Source organism: Pseudomonas sp. ef1, assembly GCF_007293365.2.
In the GTDB taxonomy this organism is placed as follows: domain Bacteria; phylum Pseudomonadota; class Gammaproteobacteria; order Pseudomonadales; family Pseudomonadaceae; genus Aquipseudomonas; species Aquipseudomonas siliginis.
The window spans coordinates 809785-826380 of the sequence record NZ_CM129815.1 but is presented as its reverse complement, the minus strand read 5'-3'; the positions used below and the strand labels follow the sequence as shown (position 1 = coordinate 826380).

Annotated in this window: 15 protein-coding genes; 7 read left to right on the top strand and 8 right to left on the bottom strand. The window is 59.5% G+C overall.

Annotated features, from left to right (window positions below):
- The first annotated feature begins 45 nt into the window (after window positions 1-45).
- The 3 genes from FEE99_RS03935 (at window position 46) to FEE99_RS03925 (ending at window position 2197) form a co-directional block, all read left to right on the top strand.
- Window positions 46-243 (top strand): DUF6957 family protein, encoded by a 198-nt coding sequence (locus FEE99_RS03935; RefSeq protein WP_371103848.1) that lies wholly within the window; start codon window positions 46-48, stop codon window positions 241-243.
- Between the two features lie 296 nt (window positions 244-539).
- Window positions 540-1466 carry a LysR family transcriptional regulator gene (locus FEE99_RS03930; RefSeq protein ID WP_041476539.1) on the top strand — a complete coding sequence of 309 codons (927 nt, stop codon included), beginning with the start codon at window positions 540-542 and terminating at the stop codon, window positions 1464-1466.
- A 104-nt stretch (window positions 1467-1570) separates the two neighbouring features.
- Window positions 1571-2197, top strand: a complete 627-nt coding sequence (locus FEE99_RS03925) for a glutathione S-transferase family protein (RefSeq protein WP_041476540.1) — start codon at window positions 1571-1573, stop codon at window positions 2195-2197.
- Between the two features lie 10 nt (window positions 2198-2207).
- Here the strand turns inward: FEE99_RS03925 and FEE99_RS03920 are convergent, their stop codons facing one another.
- Genes FEE99_RS03920 through FEE99_RS03885 form a run of 8 tightly spaced genes read right to left on the bottom strand, consistent with a single transcriptional unit; the run spans window position 2208 to window position 11196 of the window.
- Entirely contained in the window at window positions 2208-3338 is a 1131-nt protein-coding gene (locus tag FEE99_RS03920; RefSeq protein ID WP_041476541.1) for a glycosyltransferase family 4 protein, read from the bottom strand.
- Window positions 3339-4469 (bottom strand): glycosyltransferase family 4 protein, encoded by a 1131-nt coding sequence (locus FEE99_RS03915; RefSeq protein WP_041476542.1) that lies wholly within the window; start codon window positions 4467-4469, stop codon window positions 3339-3341.
- A complete protein-coding gene (locus FEE99_RS03910) occupies window positions 4453-5820 on the bottom strand; it encodes a glycosyltransferase family 4 protein (protein ID WP_041476543.1) in 1368 nt (455 codons plus the stop codon). The genes FEE99_RS03915 and FEE99_RS03910 overlap by 17 nt, the downstream gene beginning before the upstream one ends.
- A complete protein-coding gene (locus FEE99_RS03905; RefSeq protein WP_041476544.1) occupies window positions 5817-7070 on the bottom strand; it encodes an ABC transporter ATP-binding protein in 1254 nt (417 codons plus the stop codon). The genes FEE99_RS03910 and FEE99_RS03905 overlap by 4 nt, the downstream gene beginning before the upstream one ends.
- On the bottom strand, window positions 7070-7867 hold the full coding sequence (locus FEE99_RS03900) for an ABC transporter permease (protein ID WP_041476545.1): 798 nt from the start codon (window positions 7865-7867) through the stop codon (window positions 7070-7072). The genes FEE99_RS03905 and FEE99_RS03900 overlap by 1 nt, the downstream gene beginning before the upstream one ends.
- A complete protein-coding gene (locus FEE99_RS03895; protein ID WP_041476546.1) occupies window positions 7868-9310 on the bottom strand; it encodes a mannose-1-phosphate guanylyltransferase/mannose-6-phosphate isomerase in 1443 nt (480 codons plus the stop codon).
- A gap of 3 nt (window positions 9311-9313) precedes the next feature.
- Window positions 9314-10285 carry a GDP-mannose 4,6-dehydratase gene (gene gmd / locus FEE99_RS03890; RefSeq protein WP_041476547.1) on the bottom strand — a complete coding sequence of 324 codons (972 nt, stop codon included), beginning with the start codon at window positions 10283-10285 and terminating at the stop codon, window positions 9314-9316.
- The gene (locus FEE99_RS03885; protein WP_041476548.1) at window positions 10282-11196 is read right to left on the bottom strand and encodes a GDP-mannose 4,6-dehydratase; all 915 of its coding nucleotides are present in this window, start codon (window positions 11194-11196) and stop codon (window positions 10282-10284) included. Before FEE99_RS03885 ends, gmd begins: the two co-directional genes overlap by 4 nt.
- A gap of 418 nt (window positions 11197-11614) precedes the next feature.
- Between FEE99_RS03885 and FEE99_RS03880 the strand changes: the two genes are divergently transcribed.
- Genes FEE99_RS03880 through FEE99_RS03865 form a run of 4 tightly spaced genes read left to right on the top strand, consistent with a single transcriptional unit; the run spans window position 11615 to window position 16570 of the window.
- On the top strand, window positions 11615-13195 hold the full coding sequence (locus FEE99_RS03880) for a glycosyltransferase (protein WP_041476549.1): 1581 nt from the start codon (window positions 11615-11617) through the stop codon (window positions 13193-13195).
- Window positions 13189-14493, top strand: coding sequence for a glycosyltransferase (locus tag FEE99_RS03875; protein ID WP_064361029.1), 1305 nt, complete (start codon window positions 13189-13191; stop codon window positions 14491-14493). Before FEE99_RS03880 ends, FEE99_RS03875 begins: the two co-directional genes overlap by 7 nt.
- The gene (locus FEE99_RS03870) at window positions 14490-15422 is read left to right on the top strand and encodes a class I SAM-dependent methyltransferase (protein ID WP_041476551.1); all 933 of its coding nucleotides are present in this window, start codon (window positions 14490-14492) and stop codon (window positions 15420-15422) included. Before FEE99_RS03875 ends, FEE99_RS03870 begins: the two co-directional genes overlap by 4 nt.
- The gene (locus tag FEE99_RS03865; RefSeq protein ID WP_041476552.1) at window positions 15419-16570 is read left to right on the top strand and encodes an acyltransferase family protein; all 1152 of its coding nucleotides are present in this window, start codon (window positions 15419-15421) and stop codon (window positions 16568-16570) included. Before FEE99_RS03870 ends, FEE99_RS03865 begins: the two co-directional genes overlap by 4 nt.
- Window positions 16571-16596: the final 26 nt, after the last annotated feature.

Sequence of the window (16596 nt, the reverse complement as noted above, 5' to 3'; positions counted from 1 at the left end):
CTGCGAATTTTTCCTTTGCTTTGTGAACCGCCATTCAGGTTGGTAGTGGACACCGACGAACGAAAAGCCATCACCGATCGAGGGCTTATCCCTGCCCTGGTCTATGCATTGACCGTTATCCAAGATAGTAAAGGCCGTTTTGCACCTGGTGATTGGGTCAGATCAACGTTGAATGTTTCCTTCACCCACGACTGCTTATTTGAGACAAAAACACGGTTTATGTGCTTATGGGGCAGGCCGTAGGTTGCGCACAGATTTAGACATCGCACTGAGCTTGTGCTGAAGACAGCAGCTTATGGGCTCTCCCTTCATGACTGCTTATTTCTATCTCTTCGTGTCAAACTATGTTGTGAGCAATCGGGCCCTGTATTTCAAACGCAGCCCATCTGGGTCAATCTATGTTGCTGTTGTCTTTACCCCGAATCATCCTACAGACCCCGATTTACGCGAGGGGTTGTGTCAAACTATGTTGTTAGTACCCACGCTCTCCCACAATCGCAGCCTCGGCTGCGATTGTCGTATCCGCCCGGAGGAATTCGATGGACCGCTTTCAGGAAATGCAGATCTTCGTTGTCGTCGCCCAGGAGCAAGGCTTTTCGGCGGCGTCGCGGCGTCTGGGTCTGTCGGCGGCGAGCGTCACCCGGGCCGTAGCGGCGCTGGAGCAGCATATCGGTACGCAGTTGCTGGTGCGTACCACGCGCACCGTGCATCTCACCGAAGCCGGGCAGCGTTATTTCGATGACTGCCGGCGGATTCTTGCCGAGGTGCAGGAGGCCGAGGATTCGGCGGCGGGCAGCCATGCCTTGCCGCGCGGGCAGTTGACGATTACTGCGCCGGTGCTGTTTGGCGATCTGTTCGTGACGCCAGTGATGGCCGATTACCTTTGTCGTTATCCGGATGTGTCGATCAACGCGCTGTTGCTGGACCGGGTCGTCAACATGGTCGAGGAGGGCATTGATGTCGCGGTACGCATCGGTGAGCTGCCGGACAGCAATCAGCATGCGATTCGCGTTGGGGAAGTGCGGCGGGTAATCTGCGCTTCGCCGGGGTTTCTGGCTGAACATGGCCGCCCGGAGCATCCGCAGGCCTTGGCCGGGCTGCCGGTGGTGGCGACGTCGGCGATCGGTCAGCAACGCAACTGGCCGTTTCTCGACGGCGGTGAAGCACTCAGTGTGCGCACCGAACCGCGCCTGACCGTCACGGCCAATCAGTCGGCGATCACCGCTGCGCGCAAAGGCCTGGGCCTGACGCGAGTGCTGTCCTATCAAGTGGCGGACAAAGTCGCGGCGGGGGAGCTGGAAATCGTCCTCGCCGAGTTTGAATTGCCGCCGTTGCCGATCCATGTGGTGTATCAAGGCGGGCGCAAGGCACCGGCGCGGATCCGCAGTTTTGTCGACTTCGCCGTGAAGGCGCTACGTGAGCATCCAGCCTTGAGTGCTGCGGCGTTATTGCACGAGATGAAATAATCGATTGCAGTGGCTGGTTATTCTGTTGTTCCGGCAACCCATAGATGATGACTCCATCGGCGCGCTCATCCCCGTAGCGACGTCACTTTCCAGCGGAGTCGACCATGCAAGCGATCAAACTCTACAACTTTCCCCGTTCCGGTCACGCCCACCGCGTCGAGTTGATGCTGTCGCTGCTGCAACTGCCGACCGAGCTGATCTTCGTCGATCTGGCCAAAGGTGAGCACAGGCAGCCGCATTACTTGGCGATCAACAGTTTTGGCCAAGTGCCGGCGATTGATGACAACGGCGTGGTGCTGGCCGATTCCAATGCGATTCTGGTTTATCTGGCGCAGAAATATGGCAACGGACGCTGGCTGCCGGCCGACCCGGTGGGCGCAGCGCGTGTGCAGCGCTGGCTGTCGGCAGCGGCGGGACCGATTGCCTTTGGCCCGGCGGCGGCACGCCTGATCACGGTGTTTGGTGCGCAACTGAATGCCGAGGAAGTCATTGGCCGTGCGCACAACCTGCTCAAGGTCATGGAACTGGAGTTGGGCAAAACTGCGTATCTGGCGGGCGAAGCACCGACCATCGCTGACGTGTCTGCCTACAGTTACATCGCCCATGCGCCGGAGGGCAATGTCTCGCTGGACGACTACGCCAACGTTCGCGCCTGGCTGGCACGGATCGAAGCATTGCCGGGTTTTGTCGCTATGCCGCGCACGGTGGCCGGGTTGCAGAAGACGGCGTGATCTCCCGCCTTCAAGCGTAGGACAGAGCCTTTTCAGCCAGCAGTTCCTGATACAGCTCTGTCCACTTGCGACCCATCTCATCGGCGGTGAACAACTGCCGATAGCGCGCTTCGGCTTTGGTCCCCATCTCGGCGGCACGCTCAGGGTTGTCCCATAGCGTACGCATGGCTTCCCGAAAAGCCTGTGGATTGCTCGGCGGCACCACCAGTCCGGTTTCGTTGTGGATATTGATGAAACTGGTACCGGTGCCGATTTCGCTGGAGATCATCGGTTTGCCGTACATCGCGCCTTCGAGCAACGAAATACCGAAAGCCTCCGAGCGCAGGTGCGAAGGAAAGACAATCGCGTAGCTCAATTGCAGCAACGCCACTTTGTCCTCGTCGCTCAGACGGCCGAGGAAGTGAATATTGCGCAGGCCCAGCGCGGCGGCCTGTGCGTGCAGTTCCTGCTCCAGCGGACCGGCACCGACAATCACCACGGGATAATCAATGTCTTTGAGCGCGTCGAGCAGGATGTGCAGGCCCTTGTAATAACGCATCACCCCGACGAACAGAAAAAACTTATCCCCAAGCTGTTGGCGCCAGCGGTTCATGCGTTCGGTATCGGGCTGTGGATAACCTGCTTTATTCAGGCCGTAGGGGATAACGCGGGTCTTGTCCTGAAACTGCTGCAGCACATCGCTGGTGTGCAGATAGTTCGGCGATGCAGCAACAATGCGGTCGGCGCTGGCGAGGAAGCGATTCATCAGTGGCCGATAGAGCTTGAGCAGATGCTTTTGGCGAATGATGTCCGAGTGATAGGTGACCACGCTCGGCTTGTTCATGGCGCTGGCGAAATGCACCAGGTCCATGAACGGCCAGGGGAAGTGATAGTTGATCACGTCGGCTTCGGCGGCCAGCTCACGGAACTGCTTGAACACACTCCAGGAAAACCCGGTCGAGGCGAACTGGATATCCAGCTTCGCCCGATGTATTTCGTGCTGACCCAGTTGCACCACGGGCGGTGTCGGGTCTGTGCTCAAGGTCAGCACTTGCGCGTCGATGCCGTGTTGGGCACCGCTCTCGCACAGCTGGAAGATGACTTGTTCGATGCCGCCGACCGAATCGGGCAGGTACGTCTTGAAGAAATGAAGAACGCGCATTCAACCTCCCATGGCCTGGCGGTAGGCACCAGCCGTAGCCTGTGCACAACGTTGCCAGGAAAAAAGTGCCGCCTGCTGCAATCCCGCTTCGCGGCAGGCCTGCCAATGCAGCGAGTCGTCGATCAACCGGCCCATTGCATCACGCAGACCCTCGGCATCGTCCGCTTCAATATAGTTGCCAGCCGCGCCAGCCACTTCCGGCATCGCCGAAGAACGGGTGGTCACCACCGGCGTGCCACTGGCCATGGCTTCCAGCACCGGCAAGCCAAAGCCCTCATACAACGACGGAAATATCAGCGCCCGGGCGCCGGCCAGCAGTTGCGCCAATTGCTCATCGGGCAGATAGCCGAGCAGGCACACGTGGCCGCTGGCCAGTGCCTGGCGCAGTGGCTCGTTGAACTGTTCGCGCTGCCATCCGGCCATGCCTGCAATCAACAAGGGAAAGCGCTGGCGCACGGCGTCTGGCAGCAGGGCGTGGGCCTGCAACGCCAGGCTCAGGTTCTTGCGCGGCTCGAGGGTGCCGACACAGAGGAAATATTCCCGTGCCTGGACGGCGTGAGCCTTGAGCACACTGTCGATTTCCTCAAGTGGCCGGGGACGGAAGCGCTCGGACACACCCAACGGCGCCACAACGAATTGCTGCGCAGGGAGATTAAAGTAGGCCTGCGCCTCGTCAGCGATCGCCTGCGAATCGGTCAGAATGACCCGCGCCTGCTCCATACCGGCGGCCAGACGACGCTCGATCTCCCTCAGACGTGCCGGCGGCTGGGTATCAGGGTAGTGCAGGTGCGTCAGGTCATGCAGGGTGATCACGGTCGGACCGTCGAAGGCCAGCGGCCACAGGCTCGGCTCGTGATAAAGATCGAGCCCTTGCGCACGCCCCTGATCGAAACGTTTCTGCTCCAGCCAGCGGCGTGCCTGATAGGCCCCGGGAATTTTTCGCAGCAATGGCGTCATGCGCGAGTAGCCGGGCATGGCCGCGTCCGGCAGGGCCGAACTCCAGCCCCAGCCATGAAACAGGCTTACGTCCACATCAGGTTCGCTGCGCAAGGCGTTGACCAGTTCGGCGACGTAGTGGCCGATGCCGGTGCGCGGCGCCTGCAGGATGCGGGCGTTAAGGGCAATGCGCATGCGACCTCGCTTGCACGCGCGGCGCCTGCTGAACATGGTCAAGGCTGCGCGTCGCCAATTGCTCGCTGGCCTCACGCCAGCCAATCCAGCGCCAGCCAGCGACGTCGCGGGCGGCGGGAAACTGTCCGCTGCGCTGATAGGTTTCGATCAGATCGGCAAGGCTTTGTGGATTCTGCAGATCGAAATAAGCCATGAACTCGCCACCGATTTCGCGGAATACCGCGATGTCGCTGCCCATCGCCGGCAAACCGCGCTGCATGGCTTCCACCAACGGCAGGCCAAAGCCCTCGACGAATGAGGGAAAGACCAGCGCACTGGCCTGCGCGTATGCGTATTCCAGGCTGGTGTCGCTCAGGTCATTGAACATGAACAGGCGCCGATTCAGTTCCGGATGATTGCGAATCCGCTCGAGCAGTGCGTCGCATTTCCAGCCGATACGCCCGGCGATGCACAAGCGTGCGGTCGAACCGGCAGCCCAGGCGAGTTCGAAGGCGTCGAGCAGGTACCCATGGTTTTTACGGGGCTCAATGGTGCTGACCATCAGAAAAACTGCTTCGGTCGCAGTGAACAGGTCACTCAGGCGCGGTTCGACCGTGGCTTCGCTGTGCTGCAGATCGAGCTCGGAACCGAGATGGAAGTAATCGAACCAGCGCTTGTCAGTCTGTTCGGCACCGATTCTGCGCTGCAATTCGTCACGCAGCTGATCACGCACTGTGGCGGATATCGCCATGTAGCCATCGGCCGTGCGGGTGATCCAGTCGAACCACTCTTTGAAAACTTCGACCAGCCGTGTGTCGTAAAACTGCGGATGCGTCAGCGGGATCAGGTCATAGATCACCGCGATCATGCCGACGCCATCGCGTTTGAGCTGCTCGACAGGGGCGAAGAAGTCCGAATGCCAGGATGAATCCAGTAGTATCAGTTGATCGCCTGGCTGATGCTGCAGTGGCGAACAGCGTTGGAGCAGCTGCTTGCGGTTGATCCGCCGGACCAGCCGAATCGGCAGGCCGAGCACGGCAAACTGGGTCAACCGATAGCCCACATACAGCAGCAGCCGCGCCAGTTTCGAAGTGCATAGCGCATCGCGGCGCTGGTGCCATTGCCAGAAGCGGTGGGCGAGGCGCTCCAGGCGTTCACCGAAGGTTTCGAGGCTGTTCCAGAACGGTGTATCGAGTGGCGCCAGTTGCAGCACGCGGTAGAGCTGGCTATTGATCACCACCACCGGCATGCACTCGACGCCTTCAGCGCTGGCGGGCAACTGCTTGATGACATTGCGCACCACGCGCTGGATCCCCGAATTGACCTTGGGGTTTTTGAATACGTGGGTGCATTCGACCAGCAGGCGGGTCATGGGGTGTGCTCGACGTGGCCGACTTCGGTATGACGGCTGATTGTGGTCTGCGCATTCAGCCATGAGCAGCCGACGAAATCTTCGCGTCGATTGTTGATGACATGAAACACCAGACCGAAGTCACGCCATTCGAAGTTTCGATCCAGATGCGAGTCCAGCCTCGACAGGCTCAGCGCTACGGAATAGTTGCCTTTTCCGAGGCCCATCACAAACGCGAAGCGATAGTTGATGCGCTCACCGGCGCGCAGATTTTCCAGCGCCTGGTTCTGGCGATGGGTATTGATCCCATACATGGGCTGGCCGAGACGATCCTTGATCATGAAACCGAGCACCAGCCTCTCGATGTCCTGACGTACCTCGACGTCCACTGCCAGGACGACTGGCTGGCCGACTTCGGCGGCCTCGATCAAGCGCTCGGATTCGTCGAGCAGGCGCACCCGCACAATGCCGGCTTCACCGGTACCCGACACGGTCTGCACGTGGCCGCCACTGAGCATTTCCTGGCGCACTGTCTGGCCCTCGCGCTCGGCGAGCAGAGCGTTGTAATAATCCATTACGGCTTCAGGCCTGTCGTGCATGGCCAGACGGCCACCATCAAGCAAGATCGCGGTATCGCAGATCGACTGAATCGCCGAGCGGTCGTGGGACACGATCAGCAAGGTTGTGCCAGCCTCGCGAAAGCTGCGGATGCGCTCAAAGCTCTTGTGCTGGAAATACGCATCCCCGACAGACAACGCTTCGTCGACGATCAGAATATCGGGGCGGCGTGCGGTGGCGACGCTGAACGCCAGACGCATCTGCATCCCACTGGAATATGTACGCACCGGCTGATCGATCGCCTCGCCGATTTCCGCAAAGCTCTCGATTTGCGACATCAAGGCGTTGATTTCTTCAAGTTGCATGCCGAGCAATTGCCCGGCCATCACGGCGTTTTGCCTGCCGGTAAAGTCAGGATGAAAGCCCATCCCCAGTTCCAGCAATGCGGCGACCCGGCCGGTCAGCTCAATGGTGCCGCAGGTTTGTCGGGACGTGCCGGTAATCATCTTCAGCAGGGTACTCTTGCCTGCGCCATTGACTCCGACGATGCCCACGGCCTGGCCCGCAGGTATTTCGAAGGTCAGGTCCTTCAATACCCAGTGCCGGTTGTGCCGCAATCGGGAAAAGGGAATCAGCCATTCGGCCAGACGACTCCAGCGACTGGGGTATTGTTTGTAGGCTTTGCCCAGCCCGGTAACACGGATATGTCCCATCAGAGTTCATCCACCATTTCACCGACCCGCTGGCGGAACAGGCGCAGTCCGATTGCGCAGAAGACCGCGCCGATCATGAATGCCGGCAATAGTGAACTCCAGGCTGGCCACTGGCCGTAAAGGAAGACATTCTGATAGCTTGCAATCAGGTTTGTCAGAGGGTTGAATCGCAGCAGACTCTGCAGCCACTCCGGCAAGATGGTGATCGGGTAGACGATCGGCGTCAGCCAGAACCAGAACTGCAGACAGATGCCGAACAGTTGACCGACATCGCGAAAGAACACGTTCAAAACGCCGAGGACCATACCCAGCCCGGCGCAGAACATCATTTGCAGAGCAATCAGCGGAATCAGTGCCAGCAAAGCTATTCCCGGCCAGCGCCCGGTGATCAGCAGAAACCCGAGAAACAGGCTGATGATGATCGCGAAGTTGATCCCGGCGTTGATCAACACAATCACCGGCAGGCAAATTCGCGGGAAGCTGATTTTCTTCAGCAGGTTGGCGTTGTCGAGAAACATGTTCTGGCTGCGCAGGGTGATTTCGGAAAACAGCCCCCAGGCCAACAGGCCGGCGCACAGGTAGATGCTGTATGCCATGCCGTCAGCTACCCCGGGCAAACGGGCGCGCATGATGTGCGAAAAAATCACCGTGTAAACGATGATCATCGACAGCGGATTGAAAATCGGCCATAGCGCGCCGAACAGCGAATTGCGATAACGCGCTTGAAATTCTCGCTGCACGCTGCCGAGGATGAATCCACGGTAGCTGCGCAGCGAGCGGTACAGGGAAAGCAACATTCAAACCGTCCTGCCGTATTGATCTTCAAAGCGAACGATATCGTCCTCGCCCAGGTATTCGCCGCTTTGCACCTCAATGATGACCAGGTCGATCACCCCGGGGTTCTCCAGGCGATGCTTGTGGCCGGCGGCAATGAACGTCGATTCATTCTTGGCGACCAGGGTCGTGCCAGAGCCGTTGTTGGTGACCTTGGCCATGCCTTCGACCACCACCCAGTGTTCATTGCGGTGATGGTGCATTTGCAGTGACAACTTGCCACCGGGTTTGACCACGATGCGCTTGATCTTGAAGCGCGGACCTTCCTCCAGAACGGTGTAGGTGCCCCAGGGACGGCTGACCGTACGATGCAGGCGATAGGCTTCGTGGGACTTGTCCTTGAGCTGCTTCGCCACGCGGCGCACATCCTGCGCACGGTCGGCATGGGCCACTAGCACCGCATCTGCAGTATCTACAACGATGAGATTATCCACCCCGACAGTGGCCACCAGCCGGCCTTCGCTCTGTACGAAGTTGTTGTGGCTGTCGATGAAGATCGCTTCGCCGCTGGCGCGGTTGTTGTTGGCATCGGCGGGAGTCAGCGCGGCGACCGCGTTCCACGAACCGATGTCGCTCCAATCGAAACCGGCAGGTACCACCACTACTTTTTCCGAGCGCTCCATCAGCGCGTAGTCGATGGAGATGTCGGTGATTTCGGCAAACAGCGTCGGTGACAGCTCCTGTTGCAGGCAGCCGACCGTTTCGACCGGTGCACTGGCGGCCATGCAGGCGCGGGTCTGTTCCAGCAACTCGGGTGCGTGCAGTTGCAGTTCGGCAATGAGCGTCGCGGTGGTGAAGCAGAACATCCCCGAATTCCACAGGAAGTTGCCGCTCTCCAGGTAATGCGTGGCGGTCTGCAAGTCGGGTTTCTCGACGAAGCGCTGCACCTTGGCCGCACCCTTGGCGTCCAGTGGCGCACCGGTTTCGATGTAGCCGAAGCCGGTTTCCGGGGCGGTCGGGACCACGCCGAAGGTCACCAGATAACCGTCCTTCGCCAGATTCACTGCGTGCTCGACCGCACTCTTCAGGGCGTCCTGATTGACGATCAAGTGATCGGCCGGCATCACCACCATGACCGCGTCGTCACCATGCAGCGCCTGCAATGACAGTGCTGCCGCTGCGATCGCCGGTGCGGTATTGCGCCCGCTCGGCTCCAGCAGAAAGTGCCCGCGATGGCGCGACACCTGAGCCGCGCAGTAGTGATCCTTGCTCTGGAAGTAATACTCGCGGTTGGTCACGGTGACGATGTCGCCCCAGCCGTCCAGCAACGCCGCCGCACGTTGGTAGGTCTTGCCCAGCAGCGACTGGCCGTCGGGCAGGGTCATGAACGGCTTGGGGTGGCCCTCGCGGGACACCGGCCACAAACGGGTGCCGGCACCGCCGGACAGAATCACGGGAATGAGCATGGCCTACTCCTTGGCGACGCGTTTCATGTCCGCATCCATCATCATGCGGATCAGGCTGTCCAGGTCGGTTTTCGGTTTCCAGCCCAGCACACGCTGGGCCTTGGCCGGGTTGCCGAGCAGCACTTCGACTTCGGCCGGGCGGAAGAACGCCGGGTCGATCTTCACGTAATCGCGGTAGTTCAGGCCGACGTGATCGAAGGCAATGCGGCACATCTCGCGCACGGTGGTGGTGACGCCCGTGGCGACCACGAAGTCGTCGGGTTTGTCCTGTTGCAGCATCAACCACATGGCTTCGACGTAATCGCCGGCAAAACCCCAATCGCGCTTGGCGTCAATGTTGCCCAGCGCCAACTCGTGCTGTTTGCCCTGCTTGATGCGCGCGGCGGCGTCGGTGACTTTGCGTGTGACGAACTCAATACCGCGCAACGGTGATTCATGGTTGAAGAGGATGCCGCTGCTGGCGTGCAGGTTGAAGCTTTCGCGGTAGTTGACGGTGATCCAGTGGCCGTAGAGCTTGGCCACCCCGTAAGGGCTGCGTGGATAGAACGGGGTGTTTTCGTCCTGCTGCTCTGCCTGGATCAGGCCGAACATTTCGCTGGTCGAGGCCTGATAGAAGCGCGTGTGCGGGCTGAACTGGCGAATCGCTTCGAGCAGGTGCGTCACGCCCAGCCCATCGACGATGCCGGTGGTCACCGGTTGATCCCAGGAGGCGGCGACAAAACTCTGTGCGGCGAGGTTGTAGACTTCGTCCGGTGCCGATTTGATTACCGCACGCTGCACCGAGCAGGCATCGGCCATGTCGCCGTCGAGGTAGACAATGTCGGCTTCGACACCCATCTCGCGCAGGCGCCAGCGTGAATCGCTGCTGCGTCGAGCAACGAGGCCGTGAACCTTGTAACCCTTGTCCAGCAGCAGTTTGGCCAGATAGGCGCCATCCTGGCCCGTGATCCCGGTAATCAGTGCACTTTTTGTCATTCTTGTCGTACTCGCATCTCCCAGTCGGACAGGATCGCCCGCAGGGATTGTTGTGTGGTGGTGGCTGGCGCCCATCCTGTGGCGTTGGCCAGTTTTGCGTGGCTGCCGCAGACGCGGCGCTGGTCGGCGCGACGCATGCGCGCCGGATCCGGCACCAGTTCAACGTCGACTTCGGCCAGATCGGCCAATTGCTCGATCAGGCTGCGAATGCTTTGCTCGCGGCCCGAGCAGATGTTGTAGACCTGCCCCGGTATGCCGTTTTCCAGCAATGCGAAGTACGCGCGAATCACATCGCCGACATCGAGGAAATCGCGGGTCACGTCGATATCGCCGACTTGCAGTTGCGGTGCTTGCAGGCTCTGTTTGATGCGGCAGATCTGCCGGGCGGCACTGGCGATCACGAAGCTGTCTTTCTGCCCGGTGCCGATGTGGTTGAACGGACGCGCCACCAGCACCGGCCAGCCTTCACTCAGGCCCCATTGCAAACTGAGGAACTCCGCTGAAAGTTTGCTCACCGCGTAAGGATTGCGCGGCAGCGGCGGTTGTTGCTCGGTGATCGGCAGGTACTCTTCGGCGACTTGCCCGTAGACGTCGCCGGAGCTGACGTACAGAAAAGTGCCGGAAAAGCCGCGAGCCTTGAGCGCCTGCAGCAGGTTGAGGGTGCCGAAAAGATTGATATCGAAGGTGCGGGCCGGGTCACGAAAGGCTTCCGGCACGAAGGTCTGTCCGGCCAGATGAATGACTGCATCCGGCATCTCGGGCCAAAGGTCGATGAGGCTGTCGGCGTTCGTAAGGTCGTAGGCCGATGCGGCAGGCAGCAGCGCCCACGACGATCCCGGCGAAGCCAGACGAGACTGAATGTGTTGTCCCACGAAGCCGCTGAGGCCCGTGACGAACAGACGTTTTTTCAAACAGCGACCCCTTGGTCATGACTTGCGCCGCTTTCCTTACACGCTTTGAGGAAAGCGCTGTCAGACCGGAGGAAATATCCGGGGAAACAGCAGGCGAAGCCTTTGTTGTAGTTGTTTGGTTGCCAATCTGTGCCAATTGCTCGGCAATTTCAACAGGGCATATCGTGACTGGTGAGTTCTCGTAAGCGTAGCCCGAATTATTCTCACCGGGCGGTTCCCGGAGCCGCGACGGATGTGTTTAGAATGGCGCTCGTCACGATCGCCATGGAAGTTCTGGCTCATTGTGCGCAAAGGTGAAACCGACCACTAAAACAAGAACAAGACGTGACTTGAGACGAAGAACCGCCACCGAGCCGGTTCGACGCTTGGCCGTCACTAGTATGAAGCTGCCGGTAACGCGGTTTCATTGTGGAAAGCCATGAATTTCATTCTTTATTCGGACATCAACGAACACTCCATCAGGGAGAGTCTCGGCCATCCCGACGCCAGTTATTACTTCGTTCTGAAGGCCTACCGTTCGTTGCTCGAAACAGTCGGGCGAGTCCATGTAGTGGGTAATGTCGCAGAGGTCGATCCGCTGTTTCGGCAATTCCATGCGACCGGCGAGGAGAGTGTGTTCCTCTCGTTCACCCGACCACAGAAAACGGCGATCGACCTCCAATGCCCGACCGTTTGTGTCGTGACTTGGGAGTACGACTCGATTCCCGATGAACAATGGGGCGATGATCCTGGCCAGGACTGGACGCGCATGTTGGCAAGGCATGGCCGCGTGATCACGCTGTCCAGCCATACCGCCCGAGCGATTCGTCGCTCAATGGGAGAGGATTTCCCTGTGCTGGTATTGCCCGCCCCACTCGGAGAGGAGCTTGCGTCCATCGGCAAGCAGCACCTCAGCACACCGGTCAACACAGGTACGACGTTGACGCTCAAAGGGTGCATTTTCGATTCCCGCCAGATGAACCTGCATCCGGATAATCTGCTGCCCAAGCCTCTCACCGCCGAAGAACTGGCGGAAATCGAAGCTCAGTTGGAGGCTTCGCGACCACCACCGCTGACGTGGAAACGACGCTTGGTCATCGCAAAGCATTACCTGCGCCTTTGGCTGCTCAATGCCGGCCATGATCAGACGCCTGTGGTGCCACGGGTGAGTTTTTTGCGGAATTGGTACTGGGAGGGGATTCACGACTTGCTTAGGCATTCCTGGCATGACTGGCTCGCCAGACATTTGCCCGGTATCGCCGGCCCTCAACCTTTGCCGGTATCAGTGCAACCGCCACCGCAAGATATGCCGGACACCTCGTTACAGGTTCAAGCCGAGGTCGACGGTGTGGTCTACGCGTCGGTGTTTCGCCCCGCGGACGGGCGCAAGAACTGGCTACAGATTCTCACCGCTTTCTGCGCGGCCTTTCGTGACACTCCAGACGCCACACTGGTGATGAAATTTACCCAGAGCGACCTGGCGGCCGTCTATGCACACTTGATGACGCCACTGGCGCAACTGGCGCCTTTTTCCTGTCGGGTCGTGATGATTCACGGTTACATGGACGATGCGCAATACGCGCGGCTTTACCAGTCGGCGAGTTTTTACGTCAACGCCTCGCATTGTGAGGGTCTGTGTCTGCCGCTGATGGAGTTCATGGCCTGCGGCAAACCGGTGATCGCCCCCGGCCACACGGCGATGCAGGACTATATCGACGAGTCTGTGGCGTTCGTGGTCGACTCCAGCGTTGAGGCGTGCACGTGGCCCCATGACCCGCGCATGCTGTTTCGTGCGCATCGTCACCGGCCAGACTGGGGCTCCTTGAAACAAGCCTACGAAGACAGTTACCGGATGGCCACGACACAGCCTCAGGATTATCAGCGAATGTCTTTGGCTGCCGCGCAACGCATGGAGCATTTTAGTGCGATCGCGGTTCTGCAAAAGCGCGTCGTGGATTTTTTCGGGCTCGAACCACAGCCCGGTCACGTTGCCCAGGTCAGGGATAGCGCCCCATGCTGATCATCATCCATTCGGAAACCAACCAGCACACCATCAGCCGCAACCTGGGGCGCTCGGAGTACAGCTATTACTTCGTGCTCAAGGAGTATCGGCCAGTGCTCGAACGTCTGGGTCGGGTGATCGAGGTCATGGACCCGAACAGCGAAGTCGATGCGTTGTATGCAGAGTGCCAGTCACGTGGCGAGCCTTGCGTATTTCTGTCGTTCTCGCCACCGCATCGCACCCCGGTGCATTTGGCGTGTCCGACCTTGCCGGTCTTTGCCTGGGAGTTCAGCACGATTCCCGATGAGCCATTCGCTGGCGATCCGCTGAACGACTGGCGCACAGTACTTGCCGCCTGCGGTGCTGCGATCACGCACTCCAGTTACACGGTCGATGCCGTGCGCAAAGCGATGTCTGTCGAGTACCCGATAGTCGCCGTCCCCGCGCCGGTCTGGGATCGGTTCGCAGCGCGCGGCGTTCAATTGCAGGAGCAGCCGGCCATCGATTCAGTACGGCTGAAAATCAAAGGCCTGGTAGTCGACAGTCGCGAGATCGCCTTGGATGCTTTCGCTCCTGTGCCGTTGCGCCGTGGGCGTGGAATCGATTTCCTCGCGCCGGTCACCGAGCAAGAGCTGGTGCTTGAAGGTGTGGTGTACACCTCGGTGTTCAACCCCCGGGACGGGCGCAAGAACTGGGAGGACATGATCAGCGCCTTCTGTGCCGCTATGCGGGAAAACGCTGATGCAACCCTGGTGCTGAAACTCACCCATCACGATGCTGAAGAAGCCCTCACCGACATCCTCCATCACCTTTACAAGAATCAGCCTTATCGCTGCCGCATCGTGCTTATCTACGGCTATCTGGCAGACGCGGATTACGAACGTCTGGTGCAGGCGACCCGTTACGTCGTCAACACTTCCTACGGCGAAGGCCAGTGCCTGCCGCTGATGGAATTCATGTCGTGCGGCAAGCCGGCTGTGGCACCGTGCACCACGGCAATGATCGACTATATGAATGCCGATAACGCTTTTCTGATCGAGGCAACCGAGCAATTCACGGCCTGGCCTCACGACCCGCGTTCGGCCTACCGAACCTTGCGCTACGCAACGAGCTGGGCTTCGATCTGTGCCGCTTACACTGCCAGTTACGACGTCGCGCAAAATGATCCCCAGCGTTACGCCACCATGTCGGCACAGGCTGTCGTGAGTCTCGAGGCGTTTTGCAGTCAAGCGGTGGCCGAGCAGCGATTACGGGCGTTTCTGGCGAGCCTGCTGCAAGCCCGCGCCGAAATGGCGACGGAGGTTATCGGCGCATGATTCGCAGATTGCTTCATCGATTGTTTGCCCAAGCGCAATCTTCGCAATCGCCGCCAGCGGCTGAACCGATAGCGGAACCGGTGATTGAGCCGACGCCAGACGCTGAACCCGAGCCTTTATTTGTCTGGTCGCCCCGCGATGTCGGTTTGCGTGATGCCGTGCTGGACGGCTGGTTTCTCAATGACAGCGGCGAATTGCTCAAGGGCTTTGCCATTAAGCCTGACGACACCGTGCTCGACGTCGGTTGCGGCGAGGGTGCCGCAACATTGTTTGCCGTACGCCAGGGCGCATCGGTGATTTTCACCGACAGCGAATACGACAAAGTGCGCGAGCTGGCGCGTCAGGTCGAGGCGCAAAGCGCAAATACCAGTCTTGGTCTGGTCAGCAACAGCCTGCCATTGCCGCTGGCCGACGGCTGTGCCAGCAAAGTGGTGTGCATGGAAGTGCTGGAGCACGTCGACGAACCCGAAGCGTTCATGGCCGAACTGGCGCGTATGGGGCGCCCCGGTGCGTTGTACCTGCTCAGTGTGCCGGCTCCAGTGGGCGAGCATCTGCAAAAAGGCATCGCTCCGCAGAGTTATTACCAGTCGCCCAACCACGTGCAGATCTTCACTCCAGAGCGCTTCGCCGCACTGGTCGAAGACGCCGGACTGATCATTGAACATCGGCAGGCGACGGGGTTTTTCTGGGTGATGGGGATGATCTTTTTCTGGGCCAGCGAAAAAGCGGCCGGCAAGGATCCGGGTGGTGCGGTGCGTGATCGCATTCACGCGCCTTTTCCTCATCTGATGGGTGGATGGGCGAGGACCTGGGAAGAGATGCTCGACCGGCCCGACGGACTTGCGATCAAACAGGTGCTGGACCAGTTCATGCCCAAAAGCCAGGTGATCATCGCCCGTAAACCGCTGGATGCGGGAGACGACGGATGAGCAGTAAACGCATCATGGACATTGAGGTGCTGCGCGCCATTGCCGTGCTGGGGGTGCTGTTTCATCACCTGGCAGGCAATCTGTTCCGCGATCCGGTGCCTTTGCTTGAAGCCATTCATGCCTGGGCACAACCCTGGTGGGGCGTTGACCTGTTTTTCGCCATTTCCGGCTTCGTGATTGCGCGCAGTCTGATTCCTGCGCTGCGTGATTGCAGCAGCCGTCAGCAATACTGGGAGCAAACGCGCAATTTCTGGCTGCGCCGCGCTTTTCGCCTGCTGCCTTCGGCCTGGCTGTGGCTGGCCCTGGTGCTGCTGATGTGCATGTTTTTCAATCGCTCCGGGGCGTTCGGCACGCTGCAGGCCAATCTGCAGGCGACGCTCGCAGGAGTGTTGCAGTACGCCAATTTCCGCTTTGCCGATGCGTTCTTTCGCTACGAATATGGCAGCAGTTTCGTCTACTGGAGTCTGGCCCTGGAAGAACAGTTCTACCTGTTGTTTCCGTTGCTGATTCTGCTGTGCCGCAGACATTTGGTCTGGGTGCTGCTGGCGCTGGTCGCAGTGCAACTGCTGGCGGTGCGAACGCCGCTGCTGATGGTCGTTCGAACCGACGCGCTGGCCCTTGGCGTACTGCTGGCAATGTGGAGTGCTCAACCGAGTTACCAGCGTTGGCAGCCGCTGTTTCTGAGTCGCAACGGGGCCGGAATCTCAGCGCTGATTGTCGTCGCAACGCTGATGAGTTACCTGGCCACCGATGGATTTTCCGCGACTCACTTTCGCGTTGGCACCATCGCTTTATTGAGTGCCTTGCTGGTGTGGGTCGCCTCTTACAATCAGGATTACCTGTTATCGGCCGGGCGCTTGCAGCAATTGATGGGATGGGTGGGCAGTCGGTCGTACGGCATCTACCTGATTCATATTCCCGTGTATTTTCTGGTACGTGAAGTTACTTTCCGTCTGCAGGAAGCGGGCCTGCCGAGTCCGGCAGGTCATCCAGTGGTCACCTTGCTGTGGGCGTTCGGTCTGATTGCCCTGCTCAGCGAATTGAATTACCGCTTCATCGAAATGCCTATGCGCAACCGCGGTGCCGCGCTGGTGCAACGTCTTGGTACGTCCAGCACACCAACTGCGTCTTCTGAAGCCGCAGTCTGATCGACTCGCTCACGCCATGTTTTGTG